25 protein-coding genes are annotated in these 18,752 nt (G+C 63.6%); 16 read left to right on the top strand and 9 right to left on the bottom strand.

Features of this window, described 5'->3' with window-relative positions; translation table 11 throughout:
- Positions 1–17: 17 nt before the first annotated feature.
- From rho to hemE, 3 genes are all read right to left on the bottom strand, one after another.
- Positions 18–1,283: a transcription termination factor Rho gene (rho, locus tag JI749_RS02890; protein WP_092183383.1), complete on the bottom strand. Its 1,266-nt coding sequence runs from the start codon at positions 1,281–1,283 to the stop codon at positions 18–20.
- Positions 1,284–1,487: 204 nt separating this feature from the next.
- The gene (gene hemJ, locus JI749_RS02885; RefSeq protein WP_201658711.1) at positions 1,488–1,916 is read right to left on the bottom strand and encodes a protoporphyrinogen oxidase HemJ; all 429 of its coding nucleotides are present in this window, start codon (positions 1,914–1,916) and stop codon (positions 1,488–1,490) included.
- Positions 1,917–1,943: 27 nt separating this feature from the next.
- Positions 1,944–2,969 carry a uroporphyrinogen decarboxylase gene (hemE, locus tag JI749_RS02880; protein WP_201658708.1) on the bottom strand — a complete coding sequence of 342 codons (1,026 nt, stop codon included), beginning with the start codon at positions 2,967–2,969 and terminating at the stop codon, positions 1,944–1,946.
- A gap of 441 nt (positions 2,970–3,410) precedes the next feature.
- On the opposite strand from hemE, the gene JI749_RS02875 reads away from it, so the two are divergent.
- From JI749_RS02875 to dnaQ, 4 genes are read left to right on the top strand one after another with little or no spacing between them, the layout of a single operon-like run.
- On the top strand, positions 3,411–4,004 hold the full coding sequence (locus JI749_RS02875) for a Maf family protein (RefSeq protein ID WP_201658705.1): 594 nt from the start codon (positions 3,411–3,413) through the stop codon (positions 4,002–4,004).
- Entirely contained in the window at positions 4,001–4,831 is an 831-nt protein-coding gene (locus JI749_RS02870) for a shikimate dehydrogenase (RefSeq protein WP_201658700.1), read from the top strand. Before JI749_RS02875 ends, JI749_RS02870 begins: the two co-directional genes overlap by 4 nt.
- A gap of 2 nt (positions 4,832–4,833) precedes the next feature.
- Complete coding sequence (gene coaE / locus JI749_RS02865; RefSeq protein ID WP_201658697.1) at positions 4,834–5,430, top strand: dephospho-CoA kinase; 597 nt, start codon at positions 4,834–4,836, stop codon at positions 5,428–5,430.
- Positions 5,427–6,155 (top strand): DNA polymerase III subunit epsilon, encoded by a 729-nt coding sequence (gene dnaQ / locus JI749_RS02860; protein WP_201658695.1) that lies wholly within the window; start codon positions 5,427–5,429, stop codon positions 6,153–6,155. The genes coaE and dnaQ overlap by 4 nt, the downstream gene beginning before the upstream one ends.
- 47 nt (positions 6,156–6,202) lie before the next feature.
- Here the strand turns inward: dnaQ and secB are convergent, their stop codons facing one another.
- Positions 6,203–6,724, bottom strand: coding sequence for a protein-export chaperone SecB (secB, locus tag JI749_RS02855; protein WP_201658692.1), 522 nt, complete (start codon positions 6,722–6,724; stop codon positions 6,203–6,205).
- Between the two features lie 77 nt (positions 6,725–6,801).
- A complete protein-coding gene (locus JI749_RS02850; RefSeq protein WP_201658689.1) occupies positions 6,802–7,257 on the bottom strand; it encodes an FxsA family protein in 456 nt (151 codons plus the stop codon).
- 162 nt (positions 7,258–7,419) lie between these two features.
- On the opposite strand from JI749_RS02850, the gene JI749_RS02845 reads away from it, so the two are divergent.
- From JI749_RS02845 to JI749_RS02835, 3 genes are read left to right on the top strand one after another with little or no spacing between them, the layout of a single operon-like run.
- Complete coding sequence (locus JI749_RS02845; protein ID WP_201658685.1) at positions 7,420–8,133, top strand: Tim44/TimA family putative adaptor protein; 714 nt, start codon at positions 7,420–7,422, stop codon at positions 8,131–8,133.
- A gap of 33 nt (positions 8,134–8,166) precedes the next feature.
- Complete coding sequence (locus JI749_RS02840) at positions 8,167–8,754, top strand: Smr/MutS family protein (RefSeq protein ID WP_201658682.1); 588 nt, start codon at positions 8,167–8,169, stop codon at positions 8,752–8,754.
- A complete protein-coding gene (locus JI749_RS02835; RefSeq protein ID WP_201658679.1) occupies positions 8,751–9,119 on the top strand; it encodes a helix-turn-helix domain-containing protein in 369 nt (122 codons plus the stop codon). Before JI749_RS02840 ends, JI749_RS02835 begins: the two co-directional genes overlap by 4 nt.
- Before the next feature lie 159 nt (positions 9,120–9,278).
- Here the strand turns inward: JI749_RS02835 and hslU are convergent, their stop codons facing one another.
- From hslU to hslV, 3 genes are read right to left on the bottom strand one after another with little or no spacing between them, the layout of a single operon-like run.
- The gene (gene hslU, locus JI749_RS02830; protein WP_201658676.1) at positions 9,279–10,589 is read right to left on the bottom strand and encodes an ATP-dependent protease ATPase subunit HslU; all 1,311 of its coding nucleotides are present in this window, start codon (positions 10,587–10,589) and stop codon (positions 9,279–9,281) included.
- The gene (locus JI749_RS02825; protein ID WP_201658673.1) at positions 10,586–11,110 is read right to left on the bottom strand and encodes a GNAT family N-acetyltransferase; all 525 of its coding nucleotides are present in this window, start codon (positions 11,108–11,110) and stop codon (positions 10,586–10,588) included. Before JI749_RS02825 ends, hslU begins: the two co-directional genes overlap by 4 nt.
- Positions 11,107–11,667 (bottom strand): ATP-dependent protease subunit HslV, encoded by a 561-nt coding sequence (gene hslV, locus JI749_RS02820; RefSeq protein ID WP_201658670.1) that lies wholly within the window; start codon positions 11,665–11,667, stop codon positions 11,107–11,109. The genes JI749_RS02825 and hslV overlap by 4 nt, the downstream gene beginning before the upstream one ends.
- A gap of 424 nt (positions 11,668–12,091) precedes the next feature.
- Here hslV and hisB point away from each other — a divergent pair, with 424 nt between their 5' ends.
- From hisB to coaA, 8 genes are all read left to right on the top strand, one after another.
- A complete protein-coding gene (gene hisB, locus JI749_RS02815; protein ID WP_201658667.1) occupies positions 12,092–12,679 on the top strand; it encodes an imidazoleglycerol-phosphate dehydratase HisB in 588 nt (195 codons plus the stop codon).
- A 273-nt stretch (positions 12,680–12,952) separates the two neighbouring features.
- Complete coding sequence (locus JI749_RS02810) at positions 12,953–13,300, top strand: DUF2628 domain-containing protein (RefSeq protein WP_201658664.1); 348 nt, start codon at positions 12,953–12,955, stop codon at positions 13,298–13,300.
- Complete coding sequence (hisH, locus tag JI749_RS02805) at positions 13,297–13,944, top strand: imidazole glycerol phosphate synthase subunit HisH (RefSeq protein ID WP_201658661.1); 648 nt, start codon at positions 13,297–13,299, stop codon at positions 13,942–13,944. The genes JI749_RS02810 and hisH overlap by 4 nt, the downstream gene beginning before the upstream one ends.
- A complete protein-coding gene (hisA, locus tag JI749_RS02800) occupies positions 13,941–14,672 on the top strand; it encodes a 1-(5-phosphoribosyl)-5-[(5-phosphoribosylamino)methylideneamino]imidazole-4-carboxamide isomerase (RefSeq protein WP_201658658.1) in 732 nt (243 codons plus the stop codon). Before hisH ends, hisA begins: the two co-directional genes overlap by 4 nt.
- Positions 14,669–14,899: a hypothetical protein gene (locus JI749_RS02795; RefSeq protein ID WP_201658655.1), complete on the top strand. Its 231-nt coding sequence runs from the start codon at positions 14,669–14,671 to the stop codon at positions 14,897–14,899. The genes hisA and JI749_RS02795 overlap by 4 nt, the downstream gene beginning before the upstream one ends.
- On the top strand, positions 14,896–15,726 hold the full coding sequence (gene hisF, locus JI749_RS02790) for an imidazole glycerol phosphate synthase subunit HisF (protein ID WP_201658653.1): 831 nt from the start codon (positions 14,896–14,898) through the stop codon (positions 15,724–15,726). Before JI749_RS02795 ends, hisF begins: the two co-directional genes overlap by 4 nt.
- Before the next feature lie 218 nt (positions 15,727–15,944).
- Complete coding sequence (locus JI749_RS02785; RefSeq protein ID WP_201658650.1) at positions 15,945–16,259, top strand: phosphoribosyl-ATP diphosphatase; 315 nt, start codon at positions 15,945–15,947, stop codon at positions 16,257–16,259.
- Complete coding sequence (coaA, locus tag JI749_RS02780; RefSeq protein ID WP_201658647.1) at positions 16,259–17,209, top strand: type I pantothenate kinase; 951 nt, start codon at positions 16,259–16,261, stop codon at positions 17,207–17,209. Before JI749_RS02785 ends, coaA begins: the two co-directional genes overlap by 1 nt.
- Before the next feature lie 224 nt (positions 17,210–17,433).
- On the opposite strand, the gene JI749_RS02775 is transcribed toward coaA, so the two are convergent.
- On the bottom strand, positions 17,434–17,784 hold the full coding sequence (locus JI749_RS02775) for a VOC family protein (protein WP_201658644.1): 351 nt from the start codon (positions 17,782–17,784) through the stop codon (positions 17,434–17,436).
- A gap of 118 nt (positions 17,785–17,902) precedes the next feature.
- Here JI749_RS02775 and dapB point away from each other — a divergent pair, with 118 nt between their 5' ends.
- On the top strand, positions 17,903–18,733 hold the full coding sequence (dapB, locus tag JI749_RS02770) for a 4-hydroxy-tetrahydrodipicolinate reductase (protein WP_201658641.1): 831 nt from the start codon (positions 17,903–17,905) through the stop codon (positions 18,731–18,733).
- Positions 18,734–18,752: the final 19 nt, after the last annotated feature.

Here is an 18,752-nt window from a genome sequence, read left to right as displayed (position 1 = left end):
AGCGATCGCTAGGGCGATCAGGTATTCATCGAGTCGAAGAAGTCGGAATTGGTCTTGGTCTGGCGGACCTTGTCGACCAGGAATTCCATCGCGTCGATCGTTCCCATCGGGTTGAGGATACGGCGGAGCACATACATCTTCTTGAGGATGTCGCCTTCGACCAGCAGCTCTTCCTTGCGGGTACCGGACTTGGTGATGTCGAGTGCCGGGAAGATACGCTTGTCGGCGACCTTGCGGTCAAGGATGATTTCCGAGTTACCGGTGCCCTTGAACTCTTCGAAGATCACCTCGTCCATGCGCGAACCGGTATCGATCAGCGCAGTCGAGATAATGGTCAGCGACCCGCCGTCTTCGATGTTGCGGGCGGCGCCGAAGAAGCGCTTGGGGCGCTGCAGGGCATTGGCGTCCACACCACCGGTCAGGACCTTGCCCGAGCTCGGCACGACGGTGTTATAGGCGCGGCCCAGGCGGGTGATGGAATCGAGCAGGATGACCACATCGCGCTTGTGTTCGACCAGGCGCTTGGCCTTTTCGATCACCATTTCGGCGACCTGGACGTGGCGCGAAGCCGGCTCGTCGAAGGTCGAGGAAATGACTTCGCCGCGCACCGAACGCTGCATGTCGGTCACTTCTTCCGGACGCTCGTCGATCAGCAGCACGATCAGATAGCATTCGGGATGATTGGTGGCGATTGACTGTGCGATATTCTGCAACAGTACGGTTTTACCGGTACGCGGCGGAGCAACAATCAGCGCACGTTGCCCCTTGCCAAGTGGCGCAACCAGATCGAGCAGGCGGGCCGAACGATCCTTCACCGTCGGGTCGGGCAGCTCCATGCGAAGGCGTTCTTCGGGATAGAGCGGGGTAAGGTTGTCGAAGTTGACCTTGTGGCGAACCGCCTCGGGGTCTTCGAAATTGATGGTATTGACCTTGAGCAGCGCGAAATAGCGCTCGCCATCCTTGGGAGACCGGATCTGGCCTTCGACCGTGTCGCCGGTCCGCAGACCAAAGCGGCGAATCTGGGATGGGCTGACATAGATGTCATCGGGGCCCGGAAGATAGTTGGCGTCCGGGGAACGCAGGAAACCGAAACCGTCAGGCAGGACTTCGACGACGCCTTCGCCGGTAATGTCGACTTCCTGGGCCGCCAGTTCCTTGAGGATGGCAAACATCAATTCCTGTTTGCGCATGGTCGAGGCGTTCTCGACCTCGTGTTCTTCAGCGAACACCAGGAGTTCGGCCGGAGATTTGGCCTTGAGCTCGCTGAGCTTCATATTCTGCATGTAGCGGGAGACCCTATTGGGAAGCGTGATCGTCGTGTCGGCGATATTGGGAGGGTGTAGGCACCGCGCAGCGACCGGAGCCGGTCAGCTATGATTTGGGATGCGTTGGATAGGCATGTAGCGCGATCCGGGCCCGGTTTCAAGGTTGAAACCGCCGCGGCGGAACCGATTCACGTGAAACAGCCAGCGGCAGGGCATGTCCCGTCAAAACGGCTTCACGATGACGGCGATGACGATGACGATGGCCAGGACAAAGGGAATTTCGTTGATCGCGCGATAGAAGGTATGCGGCCTGGTGTTCTGATCGTTCTGGAACCTGCGCAGCAACCCGCCATACCAGCCATGAACGCCCGACAGCGCCAGCACCATCGCCGCCTTGAGCCACATCCAGCCCATGGAGAAATCGACGATGCCAAAGCCGAAAGCGAGCCACAGCCCGAAGATCCAGGTCGCGATCATCGCCGGGGTAATGATGCCACGATAAAGCTTGCGCTCCATGACCTTGAAAGTCTCGGACTTCTCCGACCCGGCGGCAGATTCGGCGTGATAAACAAAGAGGCGCGGCAGATACATCATCCCGGCCATCCAGGCGATCACCGAGATCACATGCAGCGCCTTGACCCATTCATACATGCCCCACTCCTCTAGAATTCGCGTCGATCAGCCGTTCTTGACCCGGTCGACCAGGCGCTCCACATGCTTGATCGGGGTTTCCGGCACGATGCCATGACCCAGGTTGAAGATATGCGGCCGATCGGCAAAGGCGGCGATAATGGCGTCAACCCGCTGGTCAAGCTGCTCGCCACCGGCCACCAGCCGCAACGGGTCCAGGTTGCCCTGCACCGGCAGCGAAGGGGGTAAGGTCCGTGCAAAATCGAGCGGCGTGGCGTAGTCGAGCCCCAGCGCATTGACACCGGTCTCTGCGGCGTACCGCGCCAGGTTGCCCGCAGCGCCCCGGGGAAAACCGATGATCGGCGCATTGGGCACGCGGGCCCGCACACCAGCCACGACGCGCCGGTTGGGTTCGATCACATGGCTGGCAAAGGCCGCGTCATCCAGATTGAGCGCCCAGCTTTCGAACAGCTGCACGACGTTGGCGCCGGCCTCGAACTGCGCCACCAGATAATCAATGCTGGTTTCGACCAGGACATTGAGCAGTGTGGCAAAGGCTTGCGGGTAGCGCAGGGCAAATAGCCTTGCTGCGGCTTGGTCGGACGAGCCCTTGCCACCGATCATATAGGTCGCCACCGTCCAGGGAGAGCCACAGAAGCCAATCAAGGTCTTTTCCGGGGCGATAGCAGCGCGCAGGCGCCGCAAGGTCTCCAGGACCGGCGCCAGATGGTCCAGCGGATTCTTTTCCTTCCCCAGCCTGTCGATGCCGGCAACATCCACCGGATCAAGGACAGGACCTTCTCCGGCTTCGAAGCGCACCGACTGACCGAGCGCATCGGGGATGACCAGAATGTCCGAGAACAGGATCGCTGCATCGAGGTCGAACCGCCGCAAGGGCTGCAGCGTGACCTCGGTGGCGAGGTCGGGCGAATAGCAGAGCTCGAGGAAGTTCTTGGCCCTGGTCCGGATCTCCCGATATTCGGGCAGATAGCGGCCCGCCTGGCGCATGATCCAGATCGGTGGCCGTTCCTGGCGCTGGCCGAGCACGGTGGCGAGGAGAGGCTTGTGGGTCACGCCTTGCTTCCCTTCCAAACCCCTAAAGAGTCTTTCTGTCTTCGTATCAGTATTATCATGGCCGTGTTTTGAGCCAATTCAGCGCCATCCACAATCGCCCTCATGGCGGCACAACGGCGCAGCCCATGGTAAACCGACCGTTAACAGCGGCTGTGAATCATTGGCAGCGCCAGCCGCGCCAAAATGATTAACGACGTCTTAACGAGGCGCCTGCCGAGTCAATGATTCGAATCGGCATGTGCAAAACCGCTGGATCACGCGTGTTGACCGGAGCGGACTTTTCCCCAGACCTATCCCACCGGCTCTGACAGGGCGCGGCCGAGTCCAATTGTTAATCCTTTGGTAACCAAGTCGAACAAATCGCCGCCTCTGGCAAAACCATGAGTCATTGTCACAGGCCGGGTCTTGAGCTGGGGATGACAGTGTGGAAAACATCGGTGCATGCTGATCCTCGCCTCCCAGAGCGCTGCCCGAAAAACCCTGCTGCAACAGGCTGGTTTGGCCTTTTCGACGATGCCCGCCAGTATCGACGAACGATCGCTGGAAGCCTCGGTTTTGGCGGCGGGCGGGGATGGTCGCGACGTGGCTTTGCGCCTCGCTGAAGGCAAGGCCGCATCGGTCGCCGCCGCCCATCCGGGTGCCATTGTCATTGGCGCCGACCAGACCTTGAGCCTGGGCACGGAACTTTTGCACAAGCCGGCTAACCGCGCCCAAGCGGCCGACCAGCTGGATTACCTGCGCGGCAAGACCCATCGCCTCAACGCAGCGGTTGCCCTGGTCCGCGATGGCATCCTGTTGTGGTCGGGGGTTGAAACCGCCGAACTGACGCTGCGCGAATTCTCGCAAGCCGAACGCGATGACGTGCTCGAGCGCGAAGGCGACGCTATCCTCGCCTCGGTGGGCGGCTACCGGCTCGAAGGTCCTTCCATCCGCCTGTTCGAGACGGTGAACGGCGACTATTTCACCATTCTGGGCCTGCCGCTGCTGCCGCTCTTGGCCGCTTTGCGGGCCGTTGCTCCCGAGACCCTCACGTGACCACCAAAGCTTTCGTCATCGGCCACCCCATCAACCATTCCCGCTCGCCGCTGATCCATGGGACCTGGCTGGAAGAGCGCGGGATCGATGGCAGTTACCAAGCCATCGATGTCACGCCCGAAGCGCTGCCAGCTTTCTTCGAGCGCCTGCGTCGCGGCGAATTTGCCGGCGGCAATGTCACCATTCCGCACAAGGAAGCCGTGTTCGCCCTGTGCGACAGCGTCGACCCGCTGGCGACCCGCATTGGGGCGGTCAACACGTTGGTGGTGCGGGACGGAAAGGTGCACGGCACCAACACCGACTATCTCGGCTTTCTGGGCAATCTCGATGCCGGTGCGCCAGGCTGGTCGGATGGGTTGGAGAGCGCCATCGTGCTGGGCGCCGGCGGCGCGGCCAGGGCAATCCTGGTGGCTCTGCAAAGCCGTGGCATCGGAACGATCCACCTCCTCAACCGGACCTTGGCAACTGCCGAGGCCTTGAGCCGGGAATTGGGGCCAGGCATCGCGCCCCATCCGCTGGATTGGTTCAACCAGGGCGCGCCCGGGGTGGGCCTGGTGGTCAACACCACAGCGATCGGCATGCATGGCAGCCGCTTCGACAACCTCGATCTGTCGTTGCTGCCGCATCGGTCGCTGGTCACCGACATCGTCTATGTGCCGCTCGAGACGCCGCTCCTGGCCGAGGCCCGGACCCGCGGCCTGAAGACGGTGGATGGCCTGGGCATGCTGTTGCACCAGGCCGTGCCCGGCTTTGAGGCCTGGTTCGGCACGCGGCCGGCGGTGACGCCACAGCTGCGTGGCCGTATCGAAGCGACGCTGGGTCACTGACCATGTGGCGCATCGGCATGACGGGGTCGATCGCCACGGGCAAGTCCACCGTGCTCAAGGCCTTCGCCGATCTGGGCGTGCCGGTCTTTTCCGCCGACGAGGCTGTGGCCGAGCTCTATAGGGGCGAAGCGGTGGCGCCGGTCGAGGCGCTTTTCCCCGGAGTTACCACTAAGGGGCGCATCGACAAAGCTCTGCTGTCGCAACGGCTTGCTGCCGATCCTGATGGCTTCAAGCGCCTGGAGGCCGTCGTGCATCCACTGGTCCGCGCCCGCATAGCGCGGTTCATGGACGAGGCGGAGGCCGCAGGGCATGCGCTGGCCGTCGTGGAAGTGCCCCTGCTGTTCGAAAGCGGCTATGACTATGGCTTCGACGCCGTCGGGGTAACCTGGGTCGATCCCGCCATTCAGCGTCAGCGCGCGCTGGCCCGTCCCGGAATGAGCGGGGAAAAGCTCGACACCATCCTTGCCCGCCAGCTGCCGCAGGACGAAAAGAAAGCGCGGGCAACCTATCTGTTCGATACCGGCATGCCGATCGACAAGACGGTGGAAATGGTCGCCGCGCTGGTGGCCAGCATCCGAGCCCAAGGGCCAAGAAAATGAATCGCGAGATCGTCCTCGATACCGAAACCACCGGCCTTTCGCCCGCCATGGGCGACCGGCTGGTCGAAATCGGCTGCGTCGAGCTGATCAACCACATTCCCTCGGGCCGGCACTACCACGTCTATATCAACCCGCAGCGCCCGATGCCGGAAGAGGCATTCCGCGTGCACGGGCTGGGTGACGAATTCCTCGCCGACAAGCCGCTGTTCAAGGCCGTCGTCGGCGACTTCCTCGACTTCATCGGCGACGCCAAGCTGATCATCCACAACGCCGCGTTCGATATCGGCTTTCTCAATGCCGAACTGGAACGCGCTGGTCACCGCCCGCTGGCCAATGAAGTGATCGATACGGTCATGCTGGCTCGCGACAAGCATCCCGGCGCCAGGGTCAGCCTGGATGCGCTGTGCAAGCATTACGGCATCGACAATTCCCGCCGTACCCTGCATGGCGCGCTGCTCGACAGCGAGATCCTGGCGGAGGTCTATCTCGAGCTGATCGGCGGCAAGCAGGTCAGCCTGGCGCTGATCGCCGAAACCCGGATTTCAGGCGCCGATGCCATTGCCACCCGCATCGTTGCAGCCCGGCGGCCGGTCCCGCTTCCCCCGCGCCTGTTGGCCGATGAATTCGCCGCCCATGAAAAATTGGTGGCCTCGCTCGGTCCTGATTCCATCTGGGCCAAGTATGCCGACATGGCCGGCGGTGGCGACAACGTCGCTGCAGAATGAAAAAGCCCCGCTCTTGGCGGGGCTTTGATGCATTCAATCCTGAGGCCTCAGTTGGGCTTGTCGGTCTCTGCCGCAGACGCGGTCAGGGGCGCCGCGCCCTGCTGGGCAGCCAGCTTGGCCAGGTTCTGCCGATAGATGGCGGCGAAATCGACCGGTTCCATCATCAGCGGCGGGAAACCGCCCTGCTGGGTGACGCTGGCCAGCACCTGCCGCGCAAATGGGAAGATCAGCCGCGGGCATTCGATCATCAACAGCTGGCTGAGCTGGTTTTCCGGTACGTTGCGCAGGCGGAACACGCCGCCATAGACGAGTTCGACATTGAACAGCACCACGGCTTCTCTGTTAGCCTTGGCATTGAGCGTGAGCTCGACGGCATACATGTCGTCGGCCTGCTTCTTGACGCCGACCGAGATCGAGACGTTGAAGGCCGGGTTACCGCCACCCGCCATGATCGAGCCGGGCGCACCCGGATTCTCGAAGCTGAGATCGCGGATATACTGGCCCACCAGGTTCATCGAGGGCAGGTTTGCGGGGTTCTGGGCCGCGCCGCCCTGGGTATCGTCAGCCATGTGCTGCTAGTCCTTCACGAGGAATATTGTTGGCCGGGTGGCTATCATCTTTGCCGCCAAGCGACAAGGCTCGCCGGTCAGCGGGGCCGATAGTCGTCTTCGTCGAGATCTATCGTGCCCTCGCGGCCCAGCCGTGAACCATCGCGGCCGGGCGCATGGCGGAAGCCCGCGCTGTCGACCACGGTGACGCGGCTGGCCAAGGCTCCGTAGATCCAGCCGCGCACCGGCGGCAGCAACAGCGCCAGGGCAACGACATCGCTGAGAAAACCCGGCAGGACCAGAAACAGCGCGGCCACCCCGATCATCATGGCATCGGCAATGGTCCGGCCCGGCATCTGCCCCCGACCGACATTGTTGCGCAGCTGCCCGAGGACCGACAGGCCCTGCTGGCGCAGCAGGAGCCCGCCCAGCAAGGCCGCGCCGATGACCAGCGCCAGGGTGGGCAGCAGCCCGATCGTCTGGCCCACCTTGATGAAAATGGCGATCTCGACGATGGGGAGGAGAATAAGGCCAAGGGCGAAATATCGGGCCAAGGGCTGGGTTTCCTTCTCTGCGCGGGTGCGGCAAAACGCATTCTCGCCCCAGTGTGAACTGGTTTTGGGGTGAGGCATTGCTATATATAGGCAAAATCTTGCGCTCAACGAGCGCTGACGCGTCGATTTTCTCGGGCGCGACCAGGTAAGGTGCATTGCTCCATGGATGAATTCTTCGACCTGCCCACGCTTATCGTGATTGCCGTGGCGGTCTTCGTGCTGTTCCGGCTGCGCTCGGTTCTGGGCACCAGGACCGGCAATGAACGTCCGCCGGTGGAGCGCCGCAAGCCGGCATCGGCCGAAGTGTCCGAGGAAACCGTGGTGCCCCTCCGTCCGCGCGGCACGGGCACGCCCGACCTCGACGACGAGCGCCGCGCCCGCAAGACCGAGGCCGAGATCGAGCAGTTCTCGCGCGGCAATGCCGAGCTGGCTGCCGGTTTCCGCGCCGTGGTCGAAGCCGATCCGACCTTTACGCCCAAGAGCTTCCTCGATGGCGCCAAGCAGGCCTACGAGATGATCGTCACCGCCTATGCTGCGGGCGATCGCCAGACGCTCAAGAACCTTCTCGAAAAGGACGTGTTCGAAGGCTTCCAGCGCGCCATTGCCGAGCGGGAAGCGGCTGGCCAGACCGTCGATTTCACCTTCGTCGGCCTGCCCAAGGTCGAGATCTCCGAAGCCGAATACGACCGCAAGAATGTCCTGATCACCGTGCGTTTCCACGCCGAGGTGGTTTCGGCCACCCGCGACAAGGATGGCAACCTGGTCGAGGGCAATGCCGACCAGGTGCAGACCATTGCCGACGAATGGACCTTCGCGCGCAATCCCAAGTCGCGCGACCCCAATTGGAAGGTCGTGACGACCAGCCAGCTGGACTGATCCCCGAAGGCGGCCGGGCGGCACAGTCCAACCATGTCCAAGCGTGATCCCAGGCGCCTGCCGCACGACTTCCACCTGTGGACAGCGGTAGCTGCAACGGTCGATCCCCTGCGCCGCAAGGGTCTGCTGAAATTCAACGCCGCACCACTCCCCCTTCCGCCGGAGGAACCGGCGCCCGTCGCGGTTGCCAAGGCACCCCCGACCCGGCAGCAGCCTCGCAAGCCCTTCCTGCCTCCCTACCAGGCGCCGCTTCCGCCAACGTCCTTGCCCGACAAGGCGGTCGATCCGTCCATTCGCCGGAAAGTCAGCCGCGGCCGCATCGACATTGACGGGCGCATCGACCTCCACGGCATGACCCAGAACGAGGCGCGCGCGGCGCTGCATGGCTTCATCCATGCCCGCTTCAACCGTGGCGACCGCACGGTGCTGGTCATTACCGGCAAGGGCGCCAAGACCGACAATGACTATATCGCTGCCATGACCGAGCGCGGCGTGTTGCGCACCATGCTGCCGATCTGGCTCAATGAACCGAGCCTTTCGCCCATGGTTTCGGGCTGGAGCGTGGCGGCGCGCGGTCATGGGGGGGAGGGGGCGTGGTATGTGCGCCTGCGCCGCGCATGACCCCGTTGGGCGCCAGGATGAGGCAGTTGCGCGAGGAGCGTGGCATTTCCCTCAAGGACATGGCGGCGGCGCTCAACGTCTCGAGCGCCTATCTCTCGGCGCTCGAGCATGGCCGCCGGGGCCGTCCCACGGGGTTCCTGCTGCATCGCATCATTGCCTTCTTCAACGTGATATGGGACGAGGCGGAAGAGCTCCAGCGCCTCGCCGAGATGAGCGATCCCAAGGTCACGATCGATACGGGTGGCCTCGTGCCCGAGGCGACCGAGCTGACCAACCGGCTCGCAGCCGATATCGGCAAGCTCGAGGCCGAGGATCTGAGATTCCTCAGGGATGAGTTGATCCGGCGGTCGGGGAAGAAACGATAGGTCAGCCGCCCACGATGTCATCCCGGCCTTGAGCCGGGATCCATCTTGAGATTGAGCCACGGCCGCAAGGTGTTTGATCTGCATCCGATCGCCGCGCATATCAAGATGGACCCCGGCTCAAGGCCGGGGTGACACAGAGTATGTTGAAGCGGCAGTGTCCTACAGCACGAACTTGCTCAAATCCTGATCGGCTGCCAGCACGCCCACCTTGTCGGCGACGAAGGTGGCGTCGATGGTGATGGTCTGGCCCTGCTTGTCGGGGGCTTCGAAGCTGATGTCTTCCACCAGCCGCTCCATCACCGTCTGCAAGCGCCGCGCGCCGATATTTTCGACCGAGTTGTTGACCTTGACCGCCGCGTCGGCAATCGCCTCGATGGCAGTGTCGGTGAAGTCGAGCACCACACCTTCGGTGCCCATCAGCGCCACATACTGCTTGATCAGGCTATTGTCGGTATCGCTGAGGATGCGGATGAAATCCTGGCGCGTCAGCGCCTTGAGCTCTACCCGGATCGGCAGGCGGCCCTGCAGTTCCGGAAGCAGGTCGCTCGGCTTGCTGACATGGAAGGCACCCGAGGCGATGAACAGGATATGGTCGGTATTAACGGGGCCGTACTTGGTCGAAACCGTCGTGCCCTCGATCAGCGGCAACAAATCGCGCTGCACGCCCTCGCGCGACGGACCGCCGGTAACGCCGCCTTCGCGGGCCGCCACCTTGTCGATCTCGTCGATGAAGACGATGCCGTGGTTTTCCACCAGCTCGATGGCTTCGCTCTTGAGCTGTTCCTGATCGAGCAGCTTGTCGGCTTCCTCGGCGATCAGCGGCTCATAGGCGTCTTTCACCTTGATCTTGCGCTTCACCCCGCGGCCGCCCATGGCCGACTTGAACATGTCACTGAGATTGATCATGCCGATGCCGCCATTTGGCATGCCGGGAATCTCGAACCCCCCGGTATTGGGCGAGGGCTGCATCTCGATCTCGATCTCGTTGTCGTCGAGCTCATTGTTGCGCAGCTTCTTGCGGAAGGAATCGCGGGTCGAGGGCGCGGCCGAACTGCCGACCAGCGCGTCAAGCACGCGGTTTTCGGCATTGGCATGGGCCTGCGCCTGCACATCGGCGCGGCGCTTGTCGCGCAAAACCGCGATGCCGGCTTCCACCAGGTCGCGCACGATCTGCTCGACATCGCGGCCGACATAGCCCACCTCGGTGAACTTGGTGGCCTCGACCTTGATGAAGGGCGCTTGAGCCAAACGCGCCAGCCTACGGCTGATCTCGGTCTTGCCGACGCCGGTCGGCCCGATCATCAGGATATTCTTGGGCGTCACCTCGCGGCGCAGCTCGGGGCTGAGCTGCTGCCGGCGCCAGCGATTGCGCAGGGCGACGGCCACGGCGCGCTTGGCATCGTTCTGGCCGACGATATTGCGATCGAGTTCGCTGACGATCTCGCGCGGGGAAAAATTGGTTTCACTCATTTGTCGTCGTCTTTCCTGGCGCCTTCGTCGAGGAAGCGCACCATCATGTGTTCGTCGATATAGCGACCGTTCACTTGGAGGCAGCGGGGGTCGGTGCCGTAAATGGCAAACCCCGCCTTCTGGTAGAGCCGGATGGCCGGCGCATTATGCGTCCCGACCATCAGGTGCAGCTGGATGACTTCGGTCCGCGCATGCGCAACCGCAGCTTCGATCATCGCCAGCGATGCGCCGCTGCCGCGCAGCTCAGGCCTGGTATAGACCTGGAGCAACCAGCCGCGATGCGTCTCGCGCTCGCCGTCGTCGCGGGCATAGGCGACAATGCCGGAGAGCTCGCCCGCTGCATTGAAGGCGCCGAAAAAGGCCATCTGCGCCAGCTGTGTGCGAAGCGATTCCACCGTGCGCCGGCTGAAGCTCTCAGCCGAGGTGCCGTAGGACTCCGGCGAAACGGTCAGCGCTTCAAGCCGGATGGCCCGATAGGCTTCGACATCGTCGGCGGTCAGCTGGCGGATCGAAAAGCTCACGCGTCGAGCTCGATGGTTTCGAGCGTGACGTTGCCATTGGTATAGACGCAGATCTCCTCGGCGATCTTCATAGCACTGCGGGCGATGGCCTCGGCATCCATTTCGGTATTCTGGTGCAGGGCCAGCGCGGCGCTGAGCGCATAATTGCCGCCCGAGCCGATGGCGGTGACGCCATGGTCCGGCGTCAGCACATCGCCCGTGCCGGTCAAGACCAGGGTTTCGCGCTTGTCGGCCACGATCATCATGGCTTCGAGCTTGCGCAGGTAGCGATCGGTGCGCCAATCCTTGGCCAGTTCGACCGCGGCGCGCATCAGCTGGTCAGGATATTGCTCGAGCCGCGCCTCGAGGCGCTCGAACAGAGTAAAGGCATCGGCGGTGGAGCCGGCAAAGCCGCCGATCACCTTGCCGCCGGCCAGGCGCCGGACCTTCCTGGCGCCATGCTTCATCACGGTCTGGCCCATGGACACCTGGCCATCGCCAGCCACCACGACCTTGCTGCCCTTGCGCACGGAGACGATCGTCGTCCCATGCCACCCGGGGAAATTGCTGTCACTCATTTGGGGAGATACTCCGAACTGTTGAGTGATATTTAGGAGGCTCGGACGGGAATGCAATGCGTGCCAAGGCACCGGACTGCCTGCCGGCCTCCGGATGTCCTGCAGTGATGGCGAGACTTTGCCCCGAGCGGGTAGTCCGCAGATAAAAGAGGCAAAGCCTCGCCGTCACGCCGGGGTTTGAGACGGGTCCGGGCCAGGCACGCTGTGTCGCAAGCGTAGCTGCCGATTTTCCTCCGCCGGGCCGAACGACTCCGGCCCCACCGGCATCCCCACACACGACCGTTCGTCGCGACCGCGCAGTTCTTGTGCGGGAACCGGATCAGTATGCGGGGGCCACAAGGGGCGGGGATAAGTTGAGCTTCAACCCGATCTTCACGCATCCGTGGCTATCTGCTAGTGAGCCGCCGTATCCCCGGAGACCGCCATGCGCAAAGCCACCGTCGCCCGCAAGACCAACGAGACCGAGATCAATGTCTCGGTGAACCTCGATGGTACGGGCGCGCATCGCATGGCCACCGGCATCGGCTTTCTCGACCATATGCTGGACCAGCTCAGCCGCCACTCGCTGATCGACATGGACGTGTCCTGCAAGGGTGACCTGCACATCGATTTCCACCACACGGCGGAAGATGTCGGCATTGCGCTGGGCCAGGCCATATCGAAGGCGCTCGGCGACAAGAAGGGTATCCGTCGCTATGCCTCGGCCGACCTGCCGATGGATGGCACGCTGACCCGCGCGGCGCTCGACGTGTCGGGCCGGCCCTTCCTGGTGTTCCGGGCCGAGTTCTCGCGCGACAAGGTCGGCGAGATGGATACCGAGCTGTTCCGCGAATTCTTCCAGGCCTTCGCCATGAATGCCGGCATCACGCTCCATATCGAGAACTTCTATACCGACAACAACCACCATCTGGCCGAGTCGATGTTCAAGGCGGTGGCGCGCGCCCTGCGTGAGGCGGTGGAGATCGATCCGCGCGTCGGTGACCGGGTGCCGAGCACCAAGGGTACGCTCTAGGCTTTACCTCGCCCCTCCGGGGAGAGGTCGGCGCGCAGCGCCTGGTGAGGGGTCTCTCCTCCCCGCGGCACCCAGTAAAGGCCCCTCACCCCACCCCTCTCCCCAAAGGGGCGAGGGAGCCCGTCTGGTGCTCGACCCTTCCACCGGCGTCAAATTTCATCTAAGTGCAGCCCATCCACGGTGTCACCCCGGCCCTGAGCCAGGGTCCATCCTGCGATCTCGAGATGGATCCCGGCTCAAGGCCGGGATGACATCGGGATATTGGAGAGAGTTGTGACCCTCTACGCCATTTTCGACCCCAGACCCGGCAGGCCCGACCTTCCGGCCGTCGTGCCGGAGACATTCTCCTGGCTCGCCGCCATCCTGCCGCCGGTTTTCCTAGCTGCGCATGGGCTCTGGCTCGAGCTGGTTGCCTTTATACTGGGCGCTGTTGCGCTGGCTGCCCTGGCCGCAATCATCGGTGGCGACGCGGCGTTTCTGCTTTATCTGCTCGGCGCCGCGTGGCTCGGCTTTGCTGCCCCGGGCCTGCGCCGGCACGCCCTGCTCCGGCGCGGCTGGCGCCAACGCGGCGAACGCGTGGCCCTCAATGCCGAACTGGCACAACTGGAGGCCCTGCGGTGAGCCTTGTTACCATCATCGATTATGGCGCCGGCAACCTCCACTCGGCGGCCAAGGCCTTCGAGCGCATGGCGACCCCGCTTGGCATCACCGTGCAAGTAACCGCCGATCCCGACCGTGTCCGCGCGGCTGACCGCATCATGCTGCCGGGCGTCGGCGCCTTTGCCGATTGCAAGGCCGGGCTCGATGCTGTCCAGGGCATGGTCGATGTGCTCGAGGAGCGCGTCATCCGCCGTGGAGTGCCGTTCCTGGGCGTCTGCGTCGGCATGCAGCTGATGGCCTCCGAAGGCCGCGAAAAGGTGGTGACGCCGGGTCTGGGCTGGATCCCGGGCGCGGTGCAGAAGATCACGCCATCCGACCCCTCGCTCAAGATCCCGCATATGGGCTGGAACACCATTTCCATCCAGCAGCAGCATCCGCTCTTTGCCGGCATCCCCGACGGTCCCGATGGGCTGCACGCCTATTTCGTGCACTCCTACCACCTGGTCACCGAAAGCCCGGCGAGCCTGATGGCGACCACCGACTATGGCGGTGCCGTTACCGCCTGTGTCGGCCGCGACAACATGTTCGGCACCCAGTTCCACCCGGAAAAATCGCAGGCGCTGGGATTGCAGCTGATCGAGAATTTCCTGAGGTGGACGCCGTGATCCTTTTCCCCGCCATCGACCTCAAGGACGGCCAGTGCGTGCGCCTCAAGCTGGGCGACATGGACCAGGCCACCGTGTTCAACGACGACCCGGCCGCGCAGGCCAAGTCATTCGAGGACCAGGGGTTTGAGTACCTCCACGTCGTCGACCTCAACGGCGCCTTTGCCGGCGAGAGCGTCAATGGGGCGGCGGTGGAAGCCATTCTCAAGACGGTGAAGTTTCCGGTGCAGCTGGGCGGCGGCATCCGTACGCTGGCCCATATCGAAAGCTGGCTCGACAAGGGGCTGAGCCGGGTGATCCTCGGCACCGTCGCCGTGCGCGATCCCGAGCTGGTCAAGGAAGCGGCAAAAAAGTGGCCGGGCCAGGTCGCCGTCGGCACCGATGCCAAGGGCGGTATGGTTGCGGTGGAAGGCTGGGCCGAGACGTCGGAGCTGTCCATCATCGAGCTGGCCAAGCGTTTCGAAGGCGTCGGCGTGGCGGCCATCATCTATACCGATATCGACCGCGACGGCATCCTCGCCGGCATCAACTGGCCCTCGACGCTGGAGCTGGCGCGTTCGACCTCGATCCCGGTCATCGCTTCGGGCGGGCTGGCCTCGATGGATGACATCGAGCGCATGACGCGGCCCGAATATCAGATCCTCGAGGGCGCCATTTCCGGCCGCGCGCTCTACGATGGGCGGATTGATTCACGTGAAGCACTGGCTTTGCTCAAGGCGGCTGCATGAAAGCCGCGCCGCGCCATGTGATGATCGAGCGGGTGAACTGGTGGTGGTATCTCGCCCCCATCATCCCCATCTTGGCCGTCGGTTATGCCGCACTGATGAGCTGGCTGCCCTCGTGGGCGCTGCTGATCGCTCTCTTCGCCTTCTTCATGTGGCTGATGTCGCTGGTCTTCACCCTGTTCCGAACCGTGATGCAGCGGTTCAAGACGTCCAAGGAACCTCGTCAATGACGCTCAAGACCCGTCTCATTCCCTGTCTCGACGTGATGGGCGGCCGCGTGGTCAAGGGTGTCAACTTCGTCGACCTGCGCGATGCCGGCGATCCGGTGGAAGCCGCCATGGCCTATGACGCGGCAGGCGCGGACGAACTGACCTTCCTTGACATCACCGCCAGCCATGAAGGCCGCGACACGATTTTCGACGTGGTGGCCCGCACCGCCGAACACTGCTTCATGCCGGTGACGGTTGGCGGCGGCGTGCGGACGATCGAGGATATCCGCAAGCTCCTCCTGGCCGGTGCCGACAAGGTGGCGATCAACTCGGCGGCGGTGAATGACCCTGATTTCATCGCCCGCGCCGCCGACAAGTTCGGCAATCAATGCATCGTCGTCTCGGTCGATGCCAAGCAGCGGCTGAGCGAGCGGGTCGGTGGCGATAACAGAAGCGAGTGGGAAATTTTCACCCATGGCGGCCGCAAGCCATCGGGCCTCGATGCGGTGGAGTTTGCCGCCCGCATGGTCGAACGCGGCGCCGGCGAACTGCTGGTGACCTCGATGGACCGCGACGGCACCAAATCGGGTTTCGACCTCAAGCTGACACGCGCCATTGCCGACGAAGTGGAAGTGCCGGTGATCGCCTCGGGTGGGGTCGGTTCGCTGCAGGACCTGGTCGATGGCGTGGTCGAGGGCCATGCCAGCGCGGTGCTTGCCGCCTCGATCTTCCACTTCGGCACGTTCACCATCCCCCAGGCCAAGCAGTATCTGCGCGACCACGGCGTGGCGGTGCGGATGGACTTGCCTGCGACCGATAGGGCAAATCGCTCCAGTGGAGCGATTTGAGCAGGCAAGGCCATGAGAGCTACGCTCGAATGGCGGTGAGCTTAGGTCGTAGTGACGGCGGGGCAAAAGTTTGCTTTAAGCCATCAAAATCCACCATGTCACCCCGGCGAAGGCCGGGGTCCATGTCCGTAGCCGTGGACGCCGGCGGCGTTGCAGGTTCGGCGCATGGATTCCGGCCTTCGCCGGAATGACTCCCGCAACGATCGGGAGATCGCAGCATGACCCTCGATGACCTCCAAGCCCGTATTGCGACACGGGCCGCCGCTTCGCCCGATGAAAGCTACACGGCCAAGCTGATCGGCCGCGGCATGGAAAAATGCGCGCAGAAGCTGGGCGAGGAAGCCACCGAAGCCGTCATCGCGGCTGTCACCGGCAACCGCGTTGAACTGGTCAAGGAAAGCGCTGATGTCCTTTACCACCTGCTGGTGGTGCTGAAGGCAGCCAATATTCCGCTGGCCGAGGTGATGGCCGAACTCGATGCCCGCACGGCCCAGTCGGGCCTCGCCGAGAAAGCGTCGCGAGGTCCGCAATAATGGCAAAGCGTCCGCCGGTCCTGGCGCCCTATCATCACTTCACCAAGGCCCAGTGGAGCGCCCTGCGCGCCGACGAGCCGATGACGCTGACGCGCGAGGACATCCAGCGGCTGCGTACGCTGAGCGATCCGATCTCGCTCGAAGAGGCCGAAGAGGTCTACCTGCCCCTGACGCGCCTCCTGAGTTTCTACGTCGAGGCCGTACAGAGCCTGCACAATGTCTCGACCCGCTTCCTCGAAACGCCCGACCAGAAGGTGCCCTTCATCATCGGCGTCGCCGGTTCGGTGGCGGTGGGCAAGTCGACCACCGCGCGTATCCTCCAGGCGCTGCTGCAGCGCTGGAAGTCGAGCCCCAAGGTCGACCTGGTCACCACCGACGGGTTCCTGCAGCCCAATAAGGTCTTGGCCGAGCGCGGCATCATGGAGCGCAAGGGCTTCCCCGAAAGCTACGACCGCACCCGCTTCGTGCAGTTCCTCAGCGATATCAAGTCCGGCAAGGCCAATGTGAAGGCGCCGGTCTATTCGCACCTGGTCTATGACGTGATCGAGGGCAGCGAGATCACCGTCGATCGGCCCGATATCCTCATCGTCGAAGGGCTTAACATCCTCCAGCCGGGCGAACTCCCCAAGGATGGCAAGCCCATCCTATTCGCTTCCGACTTCATCGACTTCTCGGTCTATATCGACGCGGACAATGATGATCTCGAAGCCTGGTTCATGGAGCGCTTCTTCCGGTTGCGCGAAACCGCGTTCAAGGATCCGACCTCGTTCTTCCGTCGCTTCGCCGAGATGAGCGAGGCCGAGGCCGGGGAGTTCGGCCGCATGGTCTGGCGCACCATCAACCTGCCCAACCTGGTCGAGAACGTGCTGCCCACCCGCGGACGCGCCGACCTGGTGCTCAAGAAGGGCAAGAGCCATCTGATCGAGACGGTGCAGTTGCGAAGGGTTTGAAGGGGCGCTAGCGCAGGACCGTTGCTCTTGCGGCTGATCTTGCAGCCGACACCCTCCCCCTTGTGGGGAGGGATCAAGGGTGGGGGTGGGCCACAACCACCGAGTCTGCGGAGGGCATACCCCCACCCTGCTCGATTTAACGGACGTAGCCTAAGCTAAGTCTATCTCGCTTCCCTCCCCACAAGGGGGAGGGTGACCGACTGACAGTTCGCGGCTGGTCGACCTCAATACGTCCCCGGCTGCGGCTGGCTGAGAACGATCTGGTTGCCATCGGGGTCGCGAAACTTGGCCGTCTTGAAGAAGCCGCCGATCGCCTTGGAGGCAGGTGTCAGCCCCTGCAGGGACAATCGCCCCAATTCCTCGCTGAGGTCGTCGACGACCAAGGTCAATGTCGAGGCCCCGGCCCGGTCGGCATCGGTATGCACCTGGACCCAGGCGCCGCCGGGCAGTTTCCACTCGGCCTGGTCGTTCATCGGTCTGGCATCGGCCTCCCGTCCGAACAGGCGTTCGTAGAAGTCGAGGGCTTCGGCAATGTCCTCCACCGCGATACCGGCCAGCGCGTTGGTGATGGTCAAATCAGCGTCCTTGGTTTTGCTTCAAGCTCAACTCTAGCATGGTGACCACATTGGGGCACCGCTGTTGGCGTTTTCCCAAGGCGCTGCTATAGCCGGGACCGGATTTGTGGAGGGCGCGATGGCGGAACTCAAGGTCGTGGTGGCGGGTGCCGGCGGACGCATGGGCGCGGCCAATATCCGCGCTGTTGCCGCGCTCGGGGGACTGGACCTGCATGGTGCAGTGGCCCGGCTGCATGGCGCCGTCGATCGCCCCGGCACGCCGGCCATCGGCCAGGATGCGGGGCTCTATGCCGGAATTGGCGCCCTTGGGGTGACCATCACCGACGATATCGACGCGGCCCTGGTGGGCGCCGACGCCATCATCGATTTCACGGCGCCGAGCGCCAGCGTTGCCCTGGCCGGCAAGGCGGCCGAGCGGGGTCTGATCCACGTCATCGGCACGACCGGCTGCTCGGAGGCCGACGACGCGGCTATTGCCCAGGCGGCGCAGCATGGCGCGCGCATCGTCAAATCCGGGAATTTCTCGCTCGGCGTCAACGTGCTGGCGAGCCTGGTGCGCAAGGCCGCGTCCATGCTTGCCGATTACGACATCGAAATCCTCGAAATGCACCATAACCGAAAGGTCGATGCGCCCTCGGGCACGGCCCTGCTGCTCGGCGAGGCTGCGGCCAGGGGGCGGGACATTGCGTTGAAGGATCATTCCGTCCGGGTTCGTGACGGCCATACCGGCCCGCGCGAGACCGGCACGATCGGCTTTGCCACCCTGCGCGGCGGCACCGTGGTCGGGGACCATTCCGTCATCATGGCGGGCCCTGCCGAGCGGATCGAACTCAACCATCGCGCCGAGGATCGTTCCATGTTCGCCGGCGGCGCCGCGCGCGCCGCGCTCTGGGCGGCCAGCCAACCGCCCGGCCTTTATTCCATGGCCGACGTACTCGGCCTCGACTGACACACCTCGACAACAGGAC

This window comes from Devosia oryziradicis (assembly GCF_016698645.1).
Taxonomy (GTDB): Bacteria; Pseudomonadota; Alphaproteobacteria; order Rhizobiales; family Devosiaceae; genus Devosia; species Devosia oryziradicis.
This window is presented reverse-complemented; position numbering and strand designations above follow the sequence as displayed.

Excerpts from the sequence above, each read along its gene's own strand:
- rho (WP_092183383.1), bottom strand. The coding sequence starts at position 1,283 with ATGCAGAATATGAAGCTCAGCGAGCTCAAGGCCAAATCTCCGGCCGAA.
- hemJ (WP_201658711.1), bottom strand. The coding sequence starts at position 1,916 with ATGTATGAATGGGTCAAGGCGCTGCATGTGATCTCGGTGATCGCCTGG.
- JI749_RS02875 (WP_201658705.1), top strand. The coding sequence starts at position 3,411 with ATGCTGATCCTCGCCTCCCAGAGCGCTGCCCGAAAAACCCTGCTGCAA.
- coaE (WP_201658697.1), top strand. The coding sequence starts at position 4,834 with ATGTGGCGCATCGGCATGACGGGGTCGATCGCCACGGGCAAGTCCACC.
- dnaQ (WP_201658695.1), top strand. The coding sequence starts at position 5,427 with ATGAATCGCGAGATCGTCCTCGATACCGAAACCACCGGCCTTTCGCCC.
- secB (WP_201658692.1), bottom strand. The coding sequence starts at position 6,724 with ATGGCTGACGATACCCAGGGCGGCGCGGCCCAGAACCCCGCAAACCTG.
- JI749_RS02845 (WP_201658685.1), top strand. The coding sequence starts at position 7,420 with ATGGATGAATTCTTCGACCTGCCCACGCTTATCGTGATTGCCGTGGCG.
- JI749_RS02840 (WP_201658682.1), top strand. The coding sequence starts at position 8,167 with ATGTCCAAGCGTGATCCCAGGCGCCTGCCGCACGACTTCCACCTGTGG.
- JI749_RS02835 (WP_201658679.1), top strand. The coding sequence starts at position 8,751 with ATGACCCCGTTGGGCGCCAGGATGAGGCAGTTGCGCGAGGAGCGTGGC.
- hslU (WP_201658676.1), bottom strand. The coding sequence starts at position 10,589 with ATGAGTGAAACCAATTTTTCCCCGCGCGAGATCGTCAGCGAACTCGAT.
- hslV (WP_201658670.1), bottom strand. The coding sequence starts at position 11,667 with ATGAGTGACAGCAATTTCCCCGGGTGGCATGGGACGACGATCGTCTCC.
- hisB (WP_201658667.1), top strand. The coding sequence starts at position 12,092 with ATGCGCAAAGCCACCGTCGCCCGCAAGACCAACGAGACCGAGATCAAT.
- JI749_RS02795 (WP_201658655.1), top strand. The coding sequence starts at position 14,669 with ATGAAAGCCGCGCCGCGCCATGTGATGATCGAGCGGGTGAACTGGTGG.
- hisF (WP_201658653.1), top strand. The coding sequence starts at position 14,896 with ATGACGCTCAAGACCCGTCTCATTCCCTGTCTCGACGTGATGGGCGGC.
- JI749_RS02785 (WP_201658650.1), top strand. The coding sequence starts at position 15,945 with ATGACCCTCGATGACCTCCAAGCCCGTATTGCGACACGGGCCGCCGCT.
- coaA (WP_201658647.1), top strand. The coding sequence starts at position 16,259 with ATGGCAAAGCGTCCGCCGGTCCTGGCGCCCTATCATCACTTCACCAAG.
- dapB (WP_201658641.1), top strand. The coding sequence starts at position 17,903 with ATGGCGGAACTCAAGGTCGTGGTGGCGGGTGCCGGCGGACGCATGGGC.